General features: G+C 60.5%; 14 protein-coding genes. All 14 read left to right on the top strand.

Annotation, left to right across the window (positions count from 1 at the left end; translation table 11 throughout):
• Positions 1-35 precede the first annotated feature (35 nt).
• Positions 36-539: an OmpH/Skp family outer membrane protein gene (locus PMI20_RS09160; RefSeq protein ID WP_007924063.1), complete on the top strand. Its 504-nt coding sequence runs from the start codon at positions 36-38 to the stop codon at positions 537-539.
• A gap of 3 nt (positions 540-542) precedes the next feature.
• Positions 543-1598, top strand: a complete 1056-nt coding sequence (gene lpxD, locus PMI20_RS09165) for a UDP-3-O-(3-hydroxymyristoyl)glucosamine N-acyltransferase (RefSeq protein ID WP_007924061.1) — start codon at positions 543-545, stop codon at positions 1596-1598.
• Positions 1599-1706: 108 nt separating this feature from the next.
• Complete coding sequence (fabZ, locus tag PMI20_RS09170) at positions 1707-2147, top strand: 3-hydroxyacyl-ACP dehydratase FabZ (RefSeq protein WP_007924058.1); 441 nt, start codon at positions 1707-1709, stop codon at positions 2145-2147.
• Entirely contained in the window at positions 2144-2920 is a 777-nt protein-coding gene (lpxA, locus tag PMI20_RS09175) for an acyl-ACP--UDP-N-acetylglucosamine O-acyltransferase (protein ID WP_007924057.1), read from the top strand. The genes fabZ and lpxA overlap by 4 nt, the downstream gene beginning before the upstream one ends.
• A 2-nt stretch (positions 2921-2922) precedes the next feature.
• On the top strand, positions 2923-4053 hold the full coding sequence (lpxB, locus tag PMI20_RS09180) for a lipid-A-disaccharide synthase (protein WP_007924055.1): 1131 nt from the start codon (positions 2923-2925) through the stop codon (positions 4051-4053).
• A gap of 11 nt (positions 4054-4064) precedes the next feature.
• Complete coding sequence (gene rnhB, locus PMI20_RS09185; RefSeq protein ID WP_007924054.1) at positions 4065-4697, top strand: ribonuclease HII; 633 nt, start codon at positions 4065-4067, stop codon at positions 4695-4697.
• 69 nt (positions 4698-4766) lie between these two features.
• On the top strand, positions 4767-8291 hold the full coding sequence (gene dnaE, locus PMI20_RS09190; protein ID WP_007924051.1) for a DNA polymerase III subunit alpha: 3525 nt from the start codon (positions 4767-4769) through the stop codon (positions 8289-8291).
• A 140-nt stretch (positions 8292-8431) separates the two neighbouring features.
• The gene (locus PMI20_RS09195; protein WP_007924049.1) at positions 8432-9379 is read left to right on the top strand and encodes an acetyl-CoA carboxylase carboxyltransferase subunit alpha; all 948 of its coding nucleotides are present in this window, start codon (positions 8432-8434) and stop codon (positions 9377-9379) included.
• Between the two features lie 119 nt (positions 9380-9498).
• Entirely contained in the window at positions 9499-10827 is a 1329-nt protein-coding gene (gene tilS / locus PMI20_RS09200) for a tRNA lysidine(34) synthetase TilS (protein WP_007924047.1), read from the top strand.
• Positions 10828-11101: 274 nt separating this feature from the next.
• Entirely contained in the window at positions 11102-12733 is a 1632-nt protein-coding gene (pyrG, locus tag PMI20_RS09205; protein WP_007924045.1) for a CTP synthase, read from the top strand.
• 5 nt (positions 12734-12738) lie between these two features.
• Positions 12739-13584 (top strand): 3-deoxy-8-phosphooctulonate synthase, encoded by an 846-nt coding sequence (gene kdsA, locus PMI20_RS09210; RefSeq protein WP_007924043.1) that lies wholly within the window; start codon positions 12739-12741, stop codon positions 13582-13584.
• Positions 13585-13741: 157 nt separating this feature from the next.
• Entirely contained in the window at positions 13742-15031 is a 1290-nt protein-coding gene (eno, locus tag PMI20_RS09215) for a phosphopyruvate hydratase (RefSeq protein WP_007924041.1), read from the top strand.
• Positions 15032-15203: 172 nt separating this feature from the next.
• The gene (gene ftsB, locus PMI20_RS09220) at positions 15204-15482 is read left to right on the top strand and encodes a cell division protein FtsB (protein ID WP_007924039.1); all 279 of its coding nucleotides are present in this window, start codon (positions 15204-15206) and stop codon (positions 15480-15482) included.
• Positions 15479-16186, top strand: a complete 708-nt coding sequence (gene ispD, locus PMI20_RS09225) for a 2-C-methyl-D-erythritol 4-phosphate cytidylyltransferase (RefSeq protein ID WP_007924037.1) — start codon at positions 15479-15481, stop codon at positions 16184-16186. The genes ftsB and ispD overlap by 4 nt, the downstream gene beginning before the upstream one ends.
• The last annotated feature ends 11 nt before the right edge of the window (positions 16187-16197 follow it).

A 16197-nucleotide genomic window follows, 5' to 3' on the forward strand; every position in this document is an offset into this window, starting at 1 on the left:
CAAGATAACGACAATGGATTTTGTAGGAGTGCATCGTGCGTAAGTTGACTCAATTGGTTCTCCTGGCGACTGTCCTGGTAGCAGGCCCGGCCTTCGCCGACATGAAAATCGCCGTGCTGAACTATCAGATGGCACTGCTGGAATCCGATGCTGCGAAGAAATACGCAGTGGATGCTGAGAAGAAGTTCGGCCCGCAGTTGAACAAGCTGAAAACCCTGGAAAGCAGTGCCAAGGGTATTCAGGATCGTCTGGTTGCCGGTGGCGACAAGATGCAGCAAGGCGAGCGTGAGCGTCTGGAGCTCGAATTCAAGCAGAAAGCCCGTGACTTCCAGTTCCAGTCCAAGGAACTGAACGAAGCCAAGGCCGTTGCCGATCGTGAAATGCTCAAGCAACTGAAGCCGAAACTCGACAGCGCCGTGGAAGAAGTCATCAAGAAAGGTGGTTTTGACCTGGTGTTCGAGCGTGGCGCAGTGATTGATGTCAAACCTCAGTACGACATCACTCGCCAGGTTATCGAGCGCATGAATCAGCTGAAGTAACCCATGACAGCGACTATAAAGCTCGGCCAGCTGGCCGAGTTCCTCGGAGCCACCCTGCGTGGCTCCGCAGAGAAAGAAATCACTGGGCTAGCCACCTTGCAGGAGGCTGGCCCAGCTCAGTTGAGCTTTTTGGCAAATCCCCAATACCGTAAGTATCTGGCTGACAGCCAGGCGGGCGCCGTGCTGCTGAAGGCGGCGGATGCCGAAGGTTATGCCGGTGATGCCCTGGTCGTGGCCGATCCCTACCTGTCGTACGCACGCATTTCCCACTTGTTCGATCCCAAGCCCAAGGCGCCGGTCGGTATTCATCCGACTGCGGTCATTGCCGAGGATGCTGTGGTTGACGCAACGGCTAGTGTTGGCGCGTTTGCGGTCGTCGAGAGCGGTGCGCAAATCGCTGCGGGTGTCACGATCGGTGCTCATTGTTTTATCGGTGCTCGTTGCCAGATCGGCGAGGGCGGCTGGCTGGCTCCGCGCGTGACGCTTTATCACGATGTGCGTATCGGCAAGCGTGTGGTCATTCAGTCTGGTGCGGTACTGGGCGGCGAAGGTTTCGGTTTCGCCAACGAGAAGGGCATCTGGCAGAAGATCGCGCAGATTGGCGGTGTCACCATTGGCGATGATGTCGAGATCGGCGTGAATACCGCTATCGATCGCGGAGCGCTGGCCGATACCGTCATTGGTAATGGCGTGAAGCTGGATAACCAGATTCAGATCGCCCATAACGTCCAGGTCGGTGATCACACCGCCATGGCAGCCTGTGTCGGTATTTCCGGTAGCACCCGGATCGGTAAGCACTGCATGCTCGCCGGCGGTGTCGGGCTGGTTGGCCACATCGATATTTGCGACAACGTTTTCCTGACCGGGATGACCATGGTGACCCACTCGATTACCGAGCCGGGTGCCTACTCTTCCGGTACAGCCATGCAGCCTGCTGCCGAGTGGCGCAAAAGCGCGGCACGCATCCGTCAGCTCGATGATCTCGCGCGACGCCTGCGGCAACTGGAAAAGCGCGTTGGGGAAGTGACCCCCGACGGTAAAGCTTCATCAGATGGCTGATACCATTTCCATATCAAGTGTGCACAGCCGTTAGACTGCCTCCTTGATTTGCTAGAGGAGTGTGCGTTAGTCGCACGCTCCCAATCTTTACTACAGGCTTCCCCCGAAATGATGGACATCAACGAGATTCGCGAATACCTGCCTCACCGTTACCCGTTCCTGTTGGTGGACCGGGTAGTGGATCTGGATGTTGAGGGCAAGTGCATTCGTGCCTACAAGAATGTCAGCATCAACGAACCTTTCTTCAATGGTCACTTCCCCGCGCATCCAATCATGCCGGGCGTGCTGATCATCGAAGCCATGGCTCAGGCTGCGGGCATTCTTGGTTTCAAGATGCTGGACGTGAAGCCGGCCGATGGCACCCTCTATTACTTCGTCGGTTCCGACAAGCTGCGCTTCCGCCAGCCGGTGCTGCCGGGTGACCAGTTGATCCTGGAAGCCAAGTTCATCAGTTGCAAGCGCCAGATCTGGAAATTCGAATGCCAGGCTTCGGTCGACGGCAAGCCAGTCTGCTCCGCTGAAATCATCTGTGCGGAACGCAAACTATGAGTTTGATTGACCCTCGCGCAATCATCGATCCGACGGCCATTCTGGCCGACGACGTTGAGGTTGGCCCGTGGTCGATCGTTGGCGCCGGTGTGGAAATCGGCGAGGGTACGGTGATCGGGCCTCATGTAGTTCTCAAAGGCCCGACCCGGATCGGTAAGCACAATCGTATCTACCAGTTCTCCTCGGTAGGCGAAGACACTCCCGATCTGAAGTACAAAGGCGAGGAAACCCGCCTGGTGATTGGTGACCACAACGTCATTCGTGAAGGCGTGACCATTCATCGCGGCACTGTCCAGGATCGTTCCGAGACTACTCTCGGCGATCACAACCTGGTCATGGCGTACGCCCATATCGGTCACGACAGCGTGATCGGCAACCATTGCATCCTGGTCAACAATACGGCGTTGGCTGGCCATGTGCATGTGGACGACTGGGCGATCCTGTCCGGCTTCACCCTGGTTCACCAATACTGCCATATCGGCGCCCACAGCTTTTCCGGCATGGGTACGGCGATCGGCAAGGATGTTCCGGCCTTTGTCACAGTGTTCGGCAACCCGGCAGAAGCACGCAGCATGAACTTCGAGGGCATGCGTCGTCGTGGTTTCAGCGAAGACGCGATTCACGCCCTGCGTCGAGCCTATAAAGTGGTGTATCGCCAGGGCTTGACTGTCGATCAGGCGCTCGTCGAGTTGGCAGAAGCTGCTGCACAATTTCCCGAAGTCGCGGTATTTCGTGACTCGATCCAGTCTTCGACTCGCGGCATCACCCGTTAATCATGAGCAAACTGCGTATTGCGCTGGTGGCTGGCGAAGCTTCCGGCGACATTCTTGGCGCCGGTTTGATGCGCGCGCTCAAGGCCCAGCATCCTGCCGTTGAATTCATCGGTGTCGGTGGCCCGCTGATGCAGGCCGAAGGGCTGACCTCTTACTTCCCGATGGAGCGCCTGGCGGTCATGGGGCTGGTGGAAGTCCTGGGGCGCTTGCGCGAACTGCTGGCCCGGCGCAAGAAGCTGGTTCAGACCCTGATCGCCGAGAAGCCGGACGTGTTTATCGGCATCGATGCCCCCGACTTCAACCTCAACATCGAACTCCAGTTGCGTCAGGCCGGCATCAAGACCGTGCACTACGTCAGCCCCTCGGTCTGGGCCTGGCGGCAAAAACGCGTGCTGAAGATCCGCGAAGGTTGCGACCTGATGCTGACGCTGTTCCCGTTCGAAGCCAGATTCTATGAAGAGAAGGGCGTGCCGGTGCGGTTCGTCGGGCACTCCCTGGCTGACGCCATTCCGCTGGAGGCTGACCGGGCTGCGGCTCGCGCTGAACTGGGCTTGCCCGAGGGCCCGCTGGTGGCCCTGATGCCGGGCAGTCGTGGCGGCGAAGTCGGGCGCCTGGGAGCCTTGTTCCTCGACGCGGCACAGCGCCTGCGCGCCTTGCGTCCTGGGGTGCGTTTCGTCATGCCTTGCGCGAGCCCCGAGCGACGCACGCAGTTGGAAGAGCTGCTGGCCGGTCGCGACCTGCCGCTGACCCTGCTCAACGGCCAGTCGCATCAGGCGCTGGCGGCTTGCGACGCGGTATTGATCGCTTCTGGCACCGCGACCCTTGAGGCGCTGCTGTACAAGCGCCCGATGGTCGTTGCCTATCGCCTGGCGCCGCTGACCTTCTGGATTCTCAAGCGTATGGTCAAGAGCCCTTATATTTCCCTGCCGAACCTGCTGGCCCAGCGCCTGCTGGTTCCCGAGCTGCTGCAGGACGACGCCACTGCAGAGGCCCTGGCCCAGACCCTGTCGCCCTTGATCGAAGACGGCCAGGAGCAGACCCGCGGGTTTGACGAGATCCATCGTACCTTGCGCCGGGATGCCTCCAACCAGGCGGCTGACGCGGTGTTGAACCTGATTGGCAAACCGGCATGAGTAACGAAAAGATGCAGATGGGACTGGATTTCTCGCTGGTGGCCGATGCCGAAGACCTGGTGGCCGGTGTCGACGAAGTAGGGCGCGGCCCCTTGTGCGGCGCGGTGGTCACGGCTGCGGTCATCCTCGATCCGAGTCGGCCGATTCTCGGCCTGAACGACTCGAAGAAACTCACCGAGGCCCGTCGCGAAAAGCTTTACGACGAAATTTGTGAGAAAGCCCTGAGCTGGTGCATTGCCCGCGCCGAAGTCGAGGAAATCGACGAGTTGAATATCCTGCATGCCACCATGCTGGCCATGCAGCGCGCGGTAGAAGGGCTGAGCGTGACCCCGAAACTGGCGATGATCGACGGTAACCGTTGCCCGAAACTGTCGATGCCTGCCGAAGCCGTGGTCCAGGGCGATAGCAAGGTGCCTGCGATCGCCGCGGCGTCGATTCTGGCCAAGGTCAGCCGGGATCGCGAGATGGCGGCGTTCGAGCTGATCTACCCCGGTTATGGCATCGGCGGACACAAGGGCTATCCGACGCCCGTTCATCTGGAAGCGCTGGCCCGCCTGGGGCCGACGCCGATTCACCGGCGCTCGTTCGCGCCGGTACGCCAAGCCTACGAAGCCCGTGAGAACGTGGGCGAGATTCAGTCCTGAGGCTGATGTTTTAGCGAAGGCCCGGTACAATCCGGGCCTTGTTGTTTTTGCGCTCATTACAGGATCACTATGCCGGCTTCATTCGTTCATCTACGCCTGCACACTGAATATTCCCTGGTTGACGGTCTGGTGCGGATCAAACCGCTGGTCAAGACGTTGGCCGGCATGGGCATGCCCGCCGTGGCGGTTACCGACCAGAACAACATGTGTTCCCTGGTCAAGTTCTACAAGGCGGCCATGGGCACCGGGATCAAGCCGATCTGTGGCGCCGACTTGTGGCTGTCGAACAAGGATCCCGAGAATCCACTGAGCCGCATCAGCCTGCTGGTGATGAATGCCGTGGGCTATCGCAACCTGACCGAGCTGATTTCCCGCGGCTTCATCGATGGCCAGCGTAATGGCCAGATCATCATCGAGCGCGAGTGGGTGGCCGAGGCCGCCGAAGGTCTGATCATGCTCTCGGCCGCGAAAGAGGGTGAGATCGGTATTGCCCTGCTCGCTGGTGACCTGCAAGAAGCGCAAACCCTGGCGCGCGAGTGGATGGCGGTGTTCCCGGATCGTTTCTATCTGGAAGTGCAGCGTACCAACCGTCCCAACGACGAAGAGCAGTTGCACGCGGCGGTGGCCCTGGCGGACAAGATCGGCGCGCCGCTGGTGGCAACCAACGATGTGCGGTTCATCAAGCGCGAAGACTTCGAGGCCCATGAAACCCGGGTCTGCATCGGTGAAGGCCGCGCCCTCGACGACCCGCGCCGTTCGAAGAACTACAGCGACCAACAGTACCTGAAAAGCGCCGAGGAAATGGCCGAGCTGTTCAGCGACCTGCCCGAGGCCCTGGAAAATACGGTCGAGATCGCCAAGCGCTGCAATATCGAAGTGAAGCTGGGCAAGCACTTCTTGCCTGACTATCCGATTCCCGATGGCATGACCATCGATGAGTATTTCCGCAAGGTGTCGTTCGACGGGCTGGAAGAGCGCCTCAGCGTGCTGCTGCCCAAGGACACCACCGAAGACTATGAAGCCAAGCGCCAGGTGTATGTCGACCGGCTGAATTTCGAGCTGAATATCATCATCCAGATGGGGTTCCCCGGTTACTTCCTGATCGTTATGGACTTTATCCAGTGGGCCAAGAGCAACGGTGTGCCGGTAGGTCCCGGCCGGGGGTCGGGTGCCGGTTCCCTGGTGGCCTACGTGCAGAAGATCACCGACCTCGACCCGCTGGCCTACGACCTGCTGTTCGAACGCTTCCTCAACCCGGAACGGGTTTCCATGCCCGACTTCGACGTCGACTTCTGCATGGACGGTCGTGACCGGGTCATCGACTATGTGGCCGAGAAATATGGCCGCAACGCGGTAAGCCAGATCATCACCTTCGGTTCCATGGCCGCCAAGGCGGTGGTGCGGGACGTGGCGCGGGTGCAGGGCAAGTCTTACGGCCTGGCTGATCGTTTGTCGAAGATGATTCCCTTCGAAGTCGGCATGACCCTGGAAAAAGCCTACGAACAGGAAGAAATCCTGCGTGACTTCATCAAGGTCGATGAAGAAGCGGCGGAAATCTGGGAAATGGCGCGCAAGCTCGAGGGCGTGGTGCGTAACGTCGGCAAGCACGCCGGTGGTGTGGTTATTGCGCCGACCAAGCTGACCGACTTCTCGCCGATCTACTGCGACGAAGCCGGTGATGGCCTGGTAACCCAGTTCGACAAGGACGACGTTGAGGCCGCCGGCCTGGTGAAGTTCGACTTCCTCGGCCTGCGGACCCTGACCATCATCAAGTGGGCGATGGAGACCATCAACCGCGAGCAGGTCAAAAAGAACCTGCCCGATGTCAACATCGACTTCATCCCGCTGGACGACAAGAAGACTTACGAGCTGTTGCAGAAGGCCGAGACCACTGCGGTGTTCCAGCTCGAATCCCGAGGCATGAAAGAGCTGATCAAAAAGCTCAAGCCCGACTGTCTGGAAGACCTGATCGCACTGGTAGCGCTGTTCCGTCCTGGTCCGTTGCAATCGGGCATGGTGGACGACTTCATCAACCGTAAGCACGGTCGCGCCGAACTGGCCTATCCGCATCCGGACTACCAGTACGAGGGCCTGCGGCCGGTACTGGCGCCGACCTACGGCATCATCCTGTATCAGGAACAGGTGATGCAGATTGCCCAGGTGATGGCGGGCTACACCCTTGGCGGGGCCGACATGCTGCGTCGTGCCATGGGTAAGAAAAAACCCGAGGAGATGGCCAAGCAACGCGGCGGCTTCATCGAAGGTTGCGCCAACAACAATATCGATGCCGACCTGGCGGGCAACATCTTCGACCTGGTGGAAAAGTTCGCCGGCTACGGTTTCAACAAGTCCCACTCGGCCGCCTACGGCCTGGTGTCCTACCAGACTGCGTGGCTCAAGACGCATCACCCGGCGCCTTTCATGGCCGCGGTACTGTCCGCGGATATGCACAACACCGACAAGGTGGTGGTGCTGATCGAAGAAGTGCGCAGCATGAAGCTGCGCCTCGATGCTCCGGATGTGAACAGTTCCGACTTCAAGTTCACCGTTAATAACGACGGCCGCATCGTCTATGGCCTGGGAGCGATCAAGGGCGTGGGCGAGGGGCCGGTGGAGGCGATCGTCGAGGCTCGTGCCGAAGGTGGTCCGTTCAAGGATCTGTTCGACTTCTGCAGCCGGGTCGACCTCAAGCGCATCAACAAGCGTACCCTCGATGCGTTGATCCGCAGTGGTGCCCTGGACCGCCTGGGGCCCTACTTCCACGACGAAATCAAGGCCTACCAGGCCAACATCGACCGCAACCGCGCGGTGCTGTTGTCGGCCCTGGAGGAAGCAGTCAAGGCGGCCGAGCAGACCGCGCGTACCGCCGACAGTGGCCACGCCGACCTGTTCGGCGGGGTCTTCGTCGAAGAAGATGCGGACGTCTACGCCAATCATCGCAAGGCCAAGGAACTGACCCTCAAGGAGCGCCTGAAAGGGGAGAAAGATACCCTTGGCCTGTACCTGACCGGGCACCCGATCGACGAATACGAAGGTGAGATCCGCCGTTTCGCCCGCCAGCGCATCGTCGACCTGAAGCCGGCGCGCGATACCCAGACCGTCGCGGGCATGATCATTGCCCTGCGGGTCATGAAGAACAAGAAGGGCGACAAGATGGGGTTCATTACCCTTGACGATCGTTCGGGGCGGATCGAGGCTTCGCTGTTCGCCGAGGCCTTCCATTCGGCCCAGTCCCTGCTGCAGACCGACGCGATGGTGGTGGTCGAGGGCGAGGTCAGCAACGACGACTTCTCCGGCGGCCTGCGCCTGCGGGTCAAGCGGGTGATGAGCATGGAAGATGCGCGCACCAATTTGGCGGAAAGCCTGCGCCTGAAGGTGCACACCGAAGCCCTCAAGGGCGATCAGCTACGCTGGCTGGGGGAGTTGTGCAAACGCCATCGCGGCGCTTGCCCGATCTCCATGGAGTACACCAAGGAGGACGCCAAGGCCTTGCTGCAGTTCGGCGAAGCCTGGCGGATCGATCCGGCGGATGCCTTGATTCAAGCCCTGCGTGACCAGTTCGGGCGAGACAACGTCTTCCTCCAATACCGTTGACGGTCTGGCGCCATAAAAGTGCGCCGATCTCGACCCGAATTTTTAATCTCGACCTGAACGCGCCTCTCCCTTAAGGTAGGGTGCGAATAGACAACCGGCCGGCCCAAGCTCTCTTGGACGTCGACCCAAGACGGACGCCTATGAACCCGAATTTTCTTGATTTCGAACAGCCGATCGCCGACCTGCAAGCCAAGATCGAAGAGTTGCGCTTGGTCGGTAATGACAATTCGCTGAATATCGGCGATGAGATCTCCCGCCTGCAAGACAAGAGCAGCACACTGACCGAGGACATCTTCGGCAAGCTGACCAGCTGGCAGATCGCACGCCTGGCGCGTCACCCGCGTCGTCCGTACACCCTGGACTACATCGAGCACATCTTCACCGAGTTCGACGAACTGCATGGCGATCGCCACTTCTCCGACGACGCTGCGATCGTCGGCGGCGTTGCCCGTCTGGACGACCAGCCGGTCATGATCATCGGTCACCAGAAAGGCCGTGAAGTGCGCGAGAAGGTCCGTCGCAACTTCGGTATGCCGCGTCCTGAAGGCTATCGCAAGGCCTGCCGCCTGATGGAAATGGCCGAGCGCTTCAAGATGCCGATCCTGACCTTCATCGACACCCCGGGCGCCTACCCGGGCATCGACGCCGAAGAGCGCAACCAGAGCGAGGCCATTGCCTGGAACCTGCGGGTCATGGCGCGCCTGAAAACCCCCATCATCGCCACCGTGATCGGTGAAGGTGGTTCTGGCGGTGCGCTGGCCATTGGTGTCTGCGATCAGCTGAATATGCTGCAGTACTCCACTTACGCGGTGATCTCGCCGGAAGGCTGCGCCTCGATCCTGTGGAAAACCGCCGAGAAAGCGCCGGATGCCGCCGAAGCCATGGGCATCACCGCCGAGCGCCTGAAAGGCCTGGGCATTGTCGACAAGGTCATTGGCGAGCCACTGGGTGGCGCGCACCGTGATCCGGCCGCCGCTGCCGCGCTGATCCGCACCGAGCTGACTTCCCAGCTGGCGATGCTCAAGAAGATGGATAACGACACCCTGCTGGCGCGTCGTTACGATCGCCTGATGAGCTACGGTCTCTGATAGATCGACGCTCCTTGTAGGGGCGGGCTTGCTCGCGAAATGGGCGCCTCGGCCATTCAGGTCGAGGCTTTTCAGGCACTGCGAGCACGCTCGGTCTCTACTCAGGATCCGCTCCATTCATGAGCCCATTCGATGCAGCCCTCACGCAAAAACTGTTGCAACGCCTCCTGCCCTGGCTGGATCGATCGGCCTGGCGCATCGCATTCTCTGGTGGCCTCGATTCCACCGTCCTGCTGCACCTGCTGGCCCAACTCAGGCAGCGACACAGTCTTCCCCCTTTGACCGCCATACACGTGCATCACGGCCTCCAGACTGCGGCTGACGCCTGGCCGGAGCATTGCCGGGCCCAGTGCGAGGCATTGGCTGTGCCGTTGCAGGTAGTGGCGGTGCAGGTGCAACCAGGAGCCAGTCTCGAGCGCGCGGCGCGGGAAGCGCGTTATGCCGTGTTCGAAGAGATAACCGGCAGCAATGAGTTGCTGCTGACGGCCCAGCACCGCGACGATCAGGCGGAAACCCTGTTGTTCCGACTGCTGCGTGGGGCCGGAGTCAGGGGGCTGTCGGCCATGCCGGCGTCGCGTGCGTTGGGGAAGGGGCATTTGCTGCGGCCTTTGCTCGACGTCTCCCGCGACGAACTGGAGCGCTACGCTCGGGATCACCAGTTGCACTGGATCGACGACCCCTCCAACCAGGACCGGCAGTTCTCCCGCAATTACCTGCGCCATCAGGTATTCCCGTTGCTGACCGCCCGCTGGCCACAAGCTGCCAGCAGCATGGCACGTAGCGCGGCGCATTTGCGCGAGACGCGGGAGTTGCTGGATGAGCTGGCCATTATCGATCTGCAAGAGGCGGTCAAGGGCGTTGAGTTCGAATGGCTGAGGTTGCCGTCCCTGGCGCTGGCGCCTTTGCTCGGCTTGTCGCAGGCGCGTCAACGCAATGCCCTGAGTCACTGGCTGAGCCGCTTCACGCCACTGCCGGACAGCGATCACTGGGCGGGCTGGCAGACGCTGCGCGATGCCGCGGGCGACAGCCGTCCGGTATGGCGGCTGGGGCAGGGCGAGTTGCAGCGGGCGGCAGGGCGCGTCTGGTGGTTGTCGGATAGCTGGCTGCAACCGGTACTGTCTGCACCGAGTTGGGTCGATACCGCTGCGCCTCTGTCGTTGCCGGGTAATGGTCAACTGCAACTCATCGGTGGCGCGCCGCAAGGACCTTTGCAAGTGCGTTACCGTCAGGGGGGCGAGGTGATGCAATTGCCAGGACGCGGCCACCGCGACCTCAAGCGCCTGCTCAACGAGGCAGGTCTGCCAGCCTTCGTCCGTGGCAGATTGCCGCTGCTGTATCGAGGCGAAGAATTGCTCGCGGTGGCGAACCTGCCAGGTCTTGACGCAAATGCCCATGAAGGTTGGCAATTGCATTGGCAACCGCCTTCGAGCGATCAAGGTTTGAGCTGAAAGTCCCTTTCCGGTAGACTACGCTCCCTTCTTGATACAACTTCTGTGGATTCGCCTGAATTGCAGGAGTTGCCGATTACCAAGCAGTCTTTGCTGGGCGATTCCAAAAAATGTGTAGCGAGCAACGTACCGGTGTTTTCTCTTCCGGTCTGTCCCAACGCGGCGGTTTTTTTGAAAGGTGCACTGTGATTAATGCAGGTGATCGGGGGCTTCGGCCTTCCTTCGCTTTCCCCGGCGGCTCGGACCGCTTTAACGCAGACTTCTAGGGTTTTTCATGACGCGCTACATATTCGTCACGGGCGGTGTTGTTTCTTCATTGGGGAAAGGCATTGCCTCGGCTTCATTGGCGGCCATCCTGGAGGCGCGGGGACTTAAGGTCACCATGCTCAAGCTGGACCCGTACATCAACGTCGACCCGGGCACCATGAGCCCGTTCCAGCACGGTGAAGTGTTCGTCACCCACGACGGCGCCGAGACCGACCTCGACCTGGGCCACTACGAGCGGTTCATCCGCACGACCATGACCCAGAACAACAACTTCACCACCGGTCGCGTCTACGAGCACGTGCTGCGCAAAGAGCGCCGTGGTGACTATCTGGGCGCCACCATCCAGGTGATTCCGCACATCACCGACGAGATCAAGCGCCGCATCATCAAGGGCGCCGGCGATGCCGACGTGGCCCTGGTAGAGATCGGCGGCACCGTGGGCGACATCGAGTCGCAACCGTTCCTCGAGGCCATCCGCCAGCTGCGTGTCGAAGTCGGTTCCAAGCGCGCGATGCTGATGCACCTGACCCTGGTTCCGTACATCGCCACCGCTGGCGAGACCAAGACCAAGCCAACCCAACACTCGGTGAAAGAGCTGCGTTCCATCGGCCTGCAGCCTGACGTGCTGATCTGCCGCTCCGACCATCCGGTGGATGTGTCCTCGCGTCGCAAGATCGCGCTGTTCACCAACGTTGAAGAGCGCGCGGTAATCTCCCTGGAAGACGTCGACACCATCTACAAGATCCCGGCTGTGCTGCACGCCCAGGGTCTGGACGATTTCGTCGTCGAGCGTTTCGGCCTGCAATGCAACGGTGCCGATCTGTCCGAGTGGGAAAAGGTGGTCGACGCCAAGCTCAACCCCGAGCACGAAGTCACCATCGCCATGGTCGGCAAGTACATGGAGCTGCTGGACGCCTACAAGTCGCTGATCGAAGCGATGAGTCACGCCGGCATCACCAACCGCACCAAGGTCAACCTGCGTTATATCGATTCCGAAGACATCGAGAACCAGGGCACCGCGCTGCTTGAAGGCGTCGATGCGATCCTGGTGCCAGGCGGCTTCGGTCTGCGTGGCGTGGAAGGCAAGATCACCGCCGTCCAGTACGCTCGCGAAAACAAAGTGCCGTACCTGGGTATCTGCCTGGGCATGCAAGTGGCCGTGATCGAGTTCGCTCGTAATGTCATGGGCTGGAAAGACGCCAACTCCACCGAGTTCGATCGCGCCAGCGGTCACCCGGTCGTCGGCCTGATCACCGAGTGGGCTGATGCCACCGGTGCCGTCGAAACCCGTACCGAAGCCTCCGACCTGGGCGGCACCATGCGTCTCGGCGCTCAGGAATGCCTGCTCGAAGCTGGCTCCAAGGTGCACGATTGCTACGCCAAGGACGTGATCGTCGAGCGTCACCGTCATCGCTACGAAGTGAACAACAACCTGCTGCCGCAGCTGATCGACGCCGGTCTGAAGATTTCCGGTCGTTCCGGCGATGGCGCGCTGGTTGAAGTGGTCGAGGCGCAGGATCATCCATGGTTCGTCGCCTGCCAGTTCCACCCTGAGTTCACCTCGACCCCACGTGACGGCCATCCGCTGTTCAGTGGCTTCGTCAAGGCGGCTTTGGCTCAACACCAGAAGAAGGCGTAACCCCGATGGCACAGAAGATCATCCGCGTCGGCGACATCGAGATTGCCAACGACAAGCCCATGGTGCTGTTCGGCGGCATGAACGTGCTGGAAAGCCGTGACATGGCCATGCAGGTCTGCGAAGAGTACGTGAAGGTCACCGAAAAGCTCGGTATCCCTTACGTGTTCAAGGCCAGTTTCGACAAGGCCAACCGGTCTTCTGTGACCTCTTATCGTGGTCCTGGCCTGGAAGAGGGCATGCGCATCTTCCAGGACATCAAGCAAGCCTTCGGCGTGCCGATCATCACCGACGTCCACGAGCCGCACCAGGCCGCGGTCGTCGCCGAGGTCTGCGACATCATTCAGCTGCCGGCCTTCCTGTCGCGCCAGACCGACCTGGTGGTCGCGATGGCCAAGACCGGTGCGGTGATCAACATCAAGAAAGCCCAGTTCCTTGCGCCCCAGGAAATGAAACACATCCTGAGCAAATGCGAGGAAGCGGGTAACGATCAGTTGATCCTCTGCGAGCGTGGTTCGAGCTTCGGCTACAACAACCTGGTGGTGGACATGCTCGGCTTCGGCATCATGAAGCAGTTCGAATACCCGGTGTTCTTCGATGTGACCCACGCGCTGCAAATGCCCGGCGGTCGTGCCGACTCGGCTGGCGGCCGCCGCGCCCAGGTCACCGACCTGGCCAAGGCCGGCATGAGCCAGTCCCTGGCCGGCCTGTTCCTGGAAGCCCACCCGGACCCGGACAACGCCAAATGCGACGGTCCATGCGCCCTGCGCCTGGACAAGCTCGAACCTTTCCTGGCCCAGCTCAAGGCCCTGGACGAACTGGTTAAGAGTTTTCCGACGGTAGAGACCGCGTAAAACCGATTTCTCCGGTAAAGTACCGCACGATTAATTGCTCAGGCCCACGGGCCTGAGCCTTATCGTCCGCAAGTCTGCCCCCTGTTCCCTGCTTGCCGACGGTAAAGAGATTCCCTTCAGCTGCGTCGTTTTCGTCAACTTTGGAGTGTTTACAACAATGGCAAAAATCGTCGACATCAAAGGTCGTGAAGTTCTCGACTCCCGTGGCAACCCCACCGTCGAAGCGGACGTGCTTCTCGATAACGGCATCATCGGCAGCGCCTGCGCGCCGTCCGGTGCCTCCACCGGCTCGCGTGAAGCGCTGGAGCTGCGTGATGGCGACAAGAGCCGTTACCTGGGCAAGGGCGTACTGAAGGCCGTAGCCAACATCAATGGTCCGATCCGTGACCTGCTGCTGGGTAAAGACCCAAGCGACCAGAAATCCCTCGATCAGGCGATGATCAAGCTGGACGGTACCGACAACAAGGCCACCCTGGGCGCCAACGCGATCCTCGCCGTTTCCCTGGCCGCGGCCAAGGCAGCAGCACAGGACCAGGACCTGCCGCTGTATGCGCACATCGCCAACCTGAACGGTACCCCGGGTGTCTACTCGATGCCGGTGCCGATGATGAACATCATCAACGGTGGCGAGCACGCCGATAACAACGTCGACATCCAGGAATTCATGGTGCAGCCGGTTGGCGCCAAGTCCTTCTCCGAAGGCCTGCGCATGGGCACCGAGATTTTCCATCACCTCAAGGCTGTGCTGAAAGCCCGTGGCCTGAGCACCGCCGTGGGTGATGAAGGTGGTTTCGCGCCGAACCTGGCTTCCAACGAAGACGCTCTGAAAGTGATCTCCGAAGCCGTGGCCAACGCCGGTTACAAGCTGGGCACCGACGTGACCCTGGCTCTGGACTGCGCAGCCAGCGAGTTCTTCGAAGACGGCAAGTACAACCTGTCCGGCGAAGGCCAGGTGTTCACCGCTGAAGGTTTCGCCGACTACCTGAAAGGCCTGACCGAGCGTTACCCGATCATCTCCATCGAAGACGGTCTGGACGAGTCCGACTGGGCTGGCTGGAAGATCCTCACCGACAAGATCGGCGAGAAGACCCAACTGGTGGGCGACGACCTGTTCGTGACCAACACCAAGATCCTGAAAGAAGGCATCGACAAGAAGATCGCCAACTCGATCCTGATCAAGTTCAACCAGATCGGCACCCTGACCGAAACCCTGGAAGCCATCCAGATGGCCAAGGCTGCCGGTTACACCGCAGTGATTTCGCACCGTTCCGGCGAAACCGAAGACTCGACCATTGCCGACCTGGCCGTGGGCACCTCGGCTGGCCAGATCAAGACCGGTTCGTTGTGCCGTTCCGACCGCGTGTCCAAGTACAACCAATTGCTGCGTATCGAAGAGCAATTGAATGGCAAAGCCAAGTACAACGGCCGCAGCGAGTTTCGCGGTTAAGCGGTAGATGGTACAAAGACACCGGATTGGGTCAGAAAAATCGCATCAGCGAGATTTTTGCCACTAATCTGATGCCTTAAGAGCACAAGCCTGGTTCTTCCAGGCTTCGTGCTGTCAGTAGGTTCGAAGTTGTTGGCATGGCTGTCTTTTTTCACTGGATACCCGATATTCGATGCGCAGTCCCAATTGGTTGTTCCTCGTCTTGCTCTTGCTGCTGGCTGGCCTGCAGTACCGCCTCTGGGTGGGGAATGGCAGCTTGGCGCAGGTAACCGACCTGACTCAGCAAATTGCCGATCAGCGCGCTGAAAACGAGCGCTTGCTGGAGCGCAATCGTGTACTCGACGCGGAAGTCATGGAATTGAAGAAAGGCATGGAGACCGTGGAAGAGCGGGCTCGTCATGAACTGGGCATGGTCAAGGAGGGCGAAACCCTCTACCAGTTGGCCCAATGATCCAGTCGTTACCGGCCTTCTGGGCCGTGATTCCTGCCGCGGGCGTCGGTGCCCGCATGGCCGCGGACCGTCCCAAGCAATACTTGCAACTGGGCGGGCGCACTATTCTCGAACACAGCCTCGGCTGTTTCCTCGACCATCCTTGCCTGAAGGGGCTGGTGGTCAGCCTGGCGCTTGATGATCCTTACTGGCCGACCCTGGCCTGTGCCCACGACCCAAGGATCCAGCGGGTCGAAGGTGGTGCGGAGCGTTCCGGATCGGTCCTCAATGCTTTGCTCCATCTGCATGCCCAGGGCGCTGCGGATGAAGACTGGGTGCTGGTTCACGATGCCGCACGGCCGAACCTGTCCCGTGATGACCTGGACAAGCTGCTGAGCGAACTGGCGGATGACCCGGTGGGCGGCCTGCTCGCGGTGCCGGCCCGTGACACCCTGAAGCGGATCGACAAGCACGGACGAGTGCAGGAAACCGTGGACCGCAGCCTGATCTGGCAAGCCTATACGCCGCAGATGTTCCGTCTTGGCGCCTTGCATCGCGCCTTGGCCGACAGCCTGGTGGCGGATGTGGCGATTACCGATGAAGCGTCGGCGATGGAATGGGCCGGCCAGGCGCCACGCCTGATCGAAGGGCGTTCGGACAACCTCAAGGTGACCCGTCCGGAAGACCTGGAGTGGCTGCGCCAGCGTTGGGCCAATCGCCGCTGAGCGTCGCTTTT

Origin of the sequence: Pseudomonas sp. GM17 (assembly GCF_000282175.2) — a bacterium.
GTDB classification, from domain to species: Bacteria; Pseudomonadota; Gammaproteobacteria; order Pseudomonadales; family Pseudomonadaceae; genus Aquipseudomonas; species Aquipseudomonas chlororaphis.

Bases quoted from the DNA above. Each gene is read 5' to 3' on its own strand.
- lpxA (WP_007924057.1), top strand. From the start codon at position 2,144: ATGAGTTTGATTGACCCTCGCGCAATCATCGATCCGACGGCCATTCTG.
- lpxD (WP_007924061.1), top strand. From the start codon at position 543: ATGACAGCGACTATAAAGCTCGGCCAGCTGGCCGAGTTCCTCGGAGCC.
- fabZ (WP_007924058.1), top strand. From the start codon at position 1,707: ATGATGGACATCAACGAGATTCGCGAATACCTGCCTCACCGTTACCCG.
- tilS (WP_007924047.1), top strand. From the start codon at position 9,499: ATGAGCCCATTCGATGCAGCCCTCACGCAAAAACTGTTGCAACGCCTC.
- ispD (WP_007924037.1), top strand. From the start codon at position 15,479: ATGATCCAGTCGTTACCGGCCTTCTGGGCCGTGATTCCTGCCGCGGGC.
- ftsB (WP_007924039.1), top strand. From the start codon at position 15,204: ATGCGCAGTCCCAATTGGTTGTTCCTCGTCTTGCTCTTGCTGCTGGCT.
- rnhB (WP_007924054.1), top strand. From the start codon at position 4,065: ATGCAGATGGGACTGGATTTCTCGCTGGTGGCCGATGCCGAAGACCTG.
- lpxB (WP_007924055.1), top strand. From the start codon at position 2,923: ATGAGCAAACTGCGTATTGCGCTGGTGGCTGGCGAAGCTTCCGGCGAC.
- eno (WP_007924041.1), top strand. From the start codon at position 13,742: ATGGCAAAAATCGTCGACATCAAAGGTCGTGAAGTTCTCGACTCCCGT.
- PMI20_RS09195 (WP_007924049.1), top strand. From the start codon at position 8,432: ATGAACCCGAATTTTCTTGATTTCGAACAGCCGATCGCCGACCTGCAA.
- dnaE (WP_007924051.1), top strand. From the start codon at position 4,767: ATGCCGGCTTCATTCGTTCATCTACGCCTGCACACTGAATATTCCCTG.
- pyrG (WP_007924045.1), top strand. From the start codon at position 11,102: ATGACGCGCTACATATTCGTCACGGGCGGTGTTGTTTCTTCATTGGGG.
- kdsA (WP_007924043.1), top strand. From the start codon at position 12,739: ATGGCACAGAAGATCATCCGCGTCGGCGACATCGAGATTGCCAACGAC.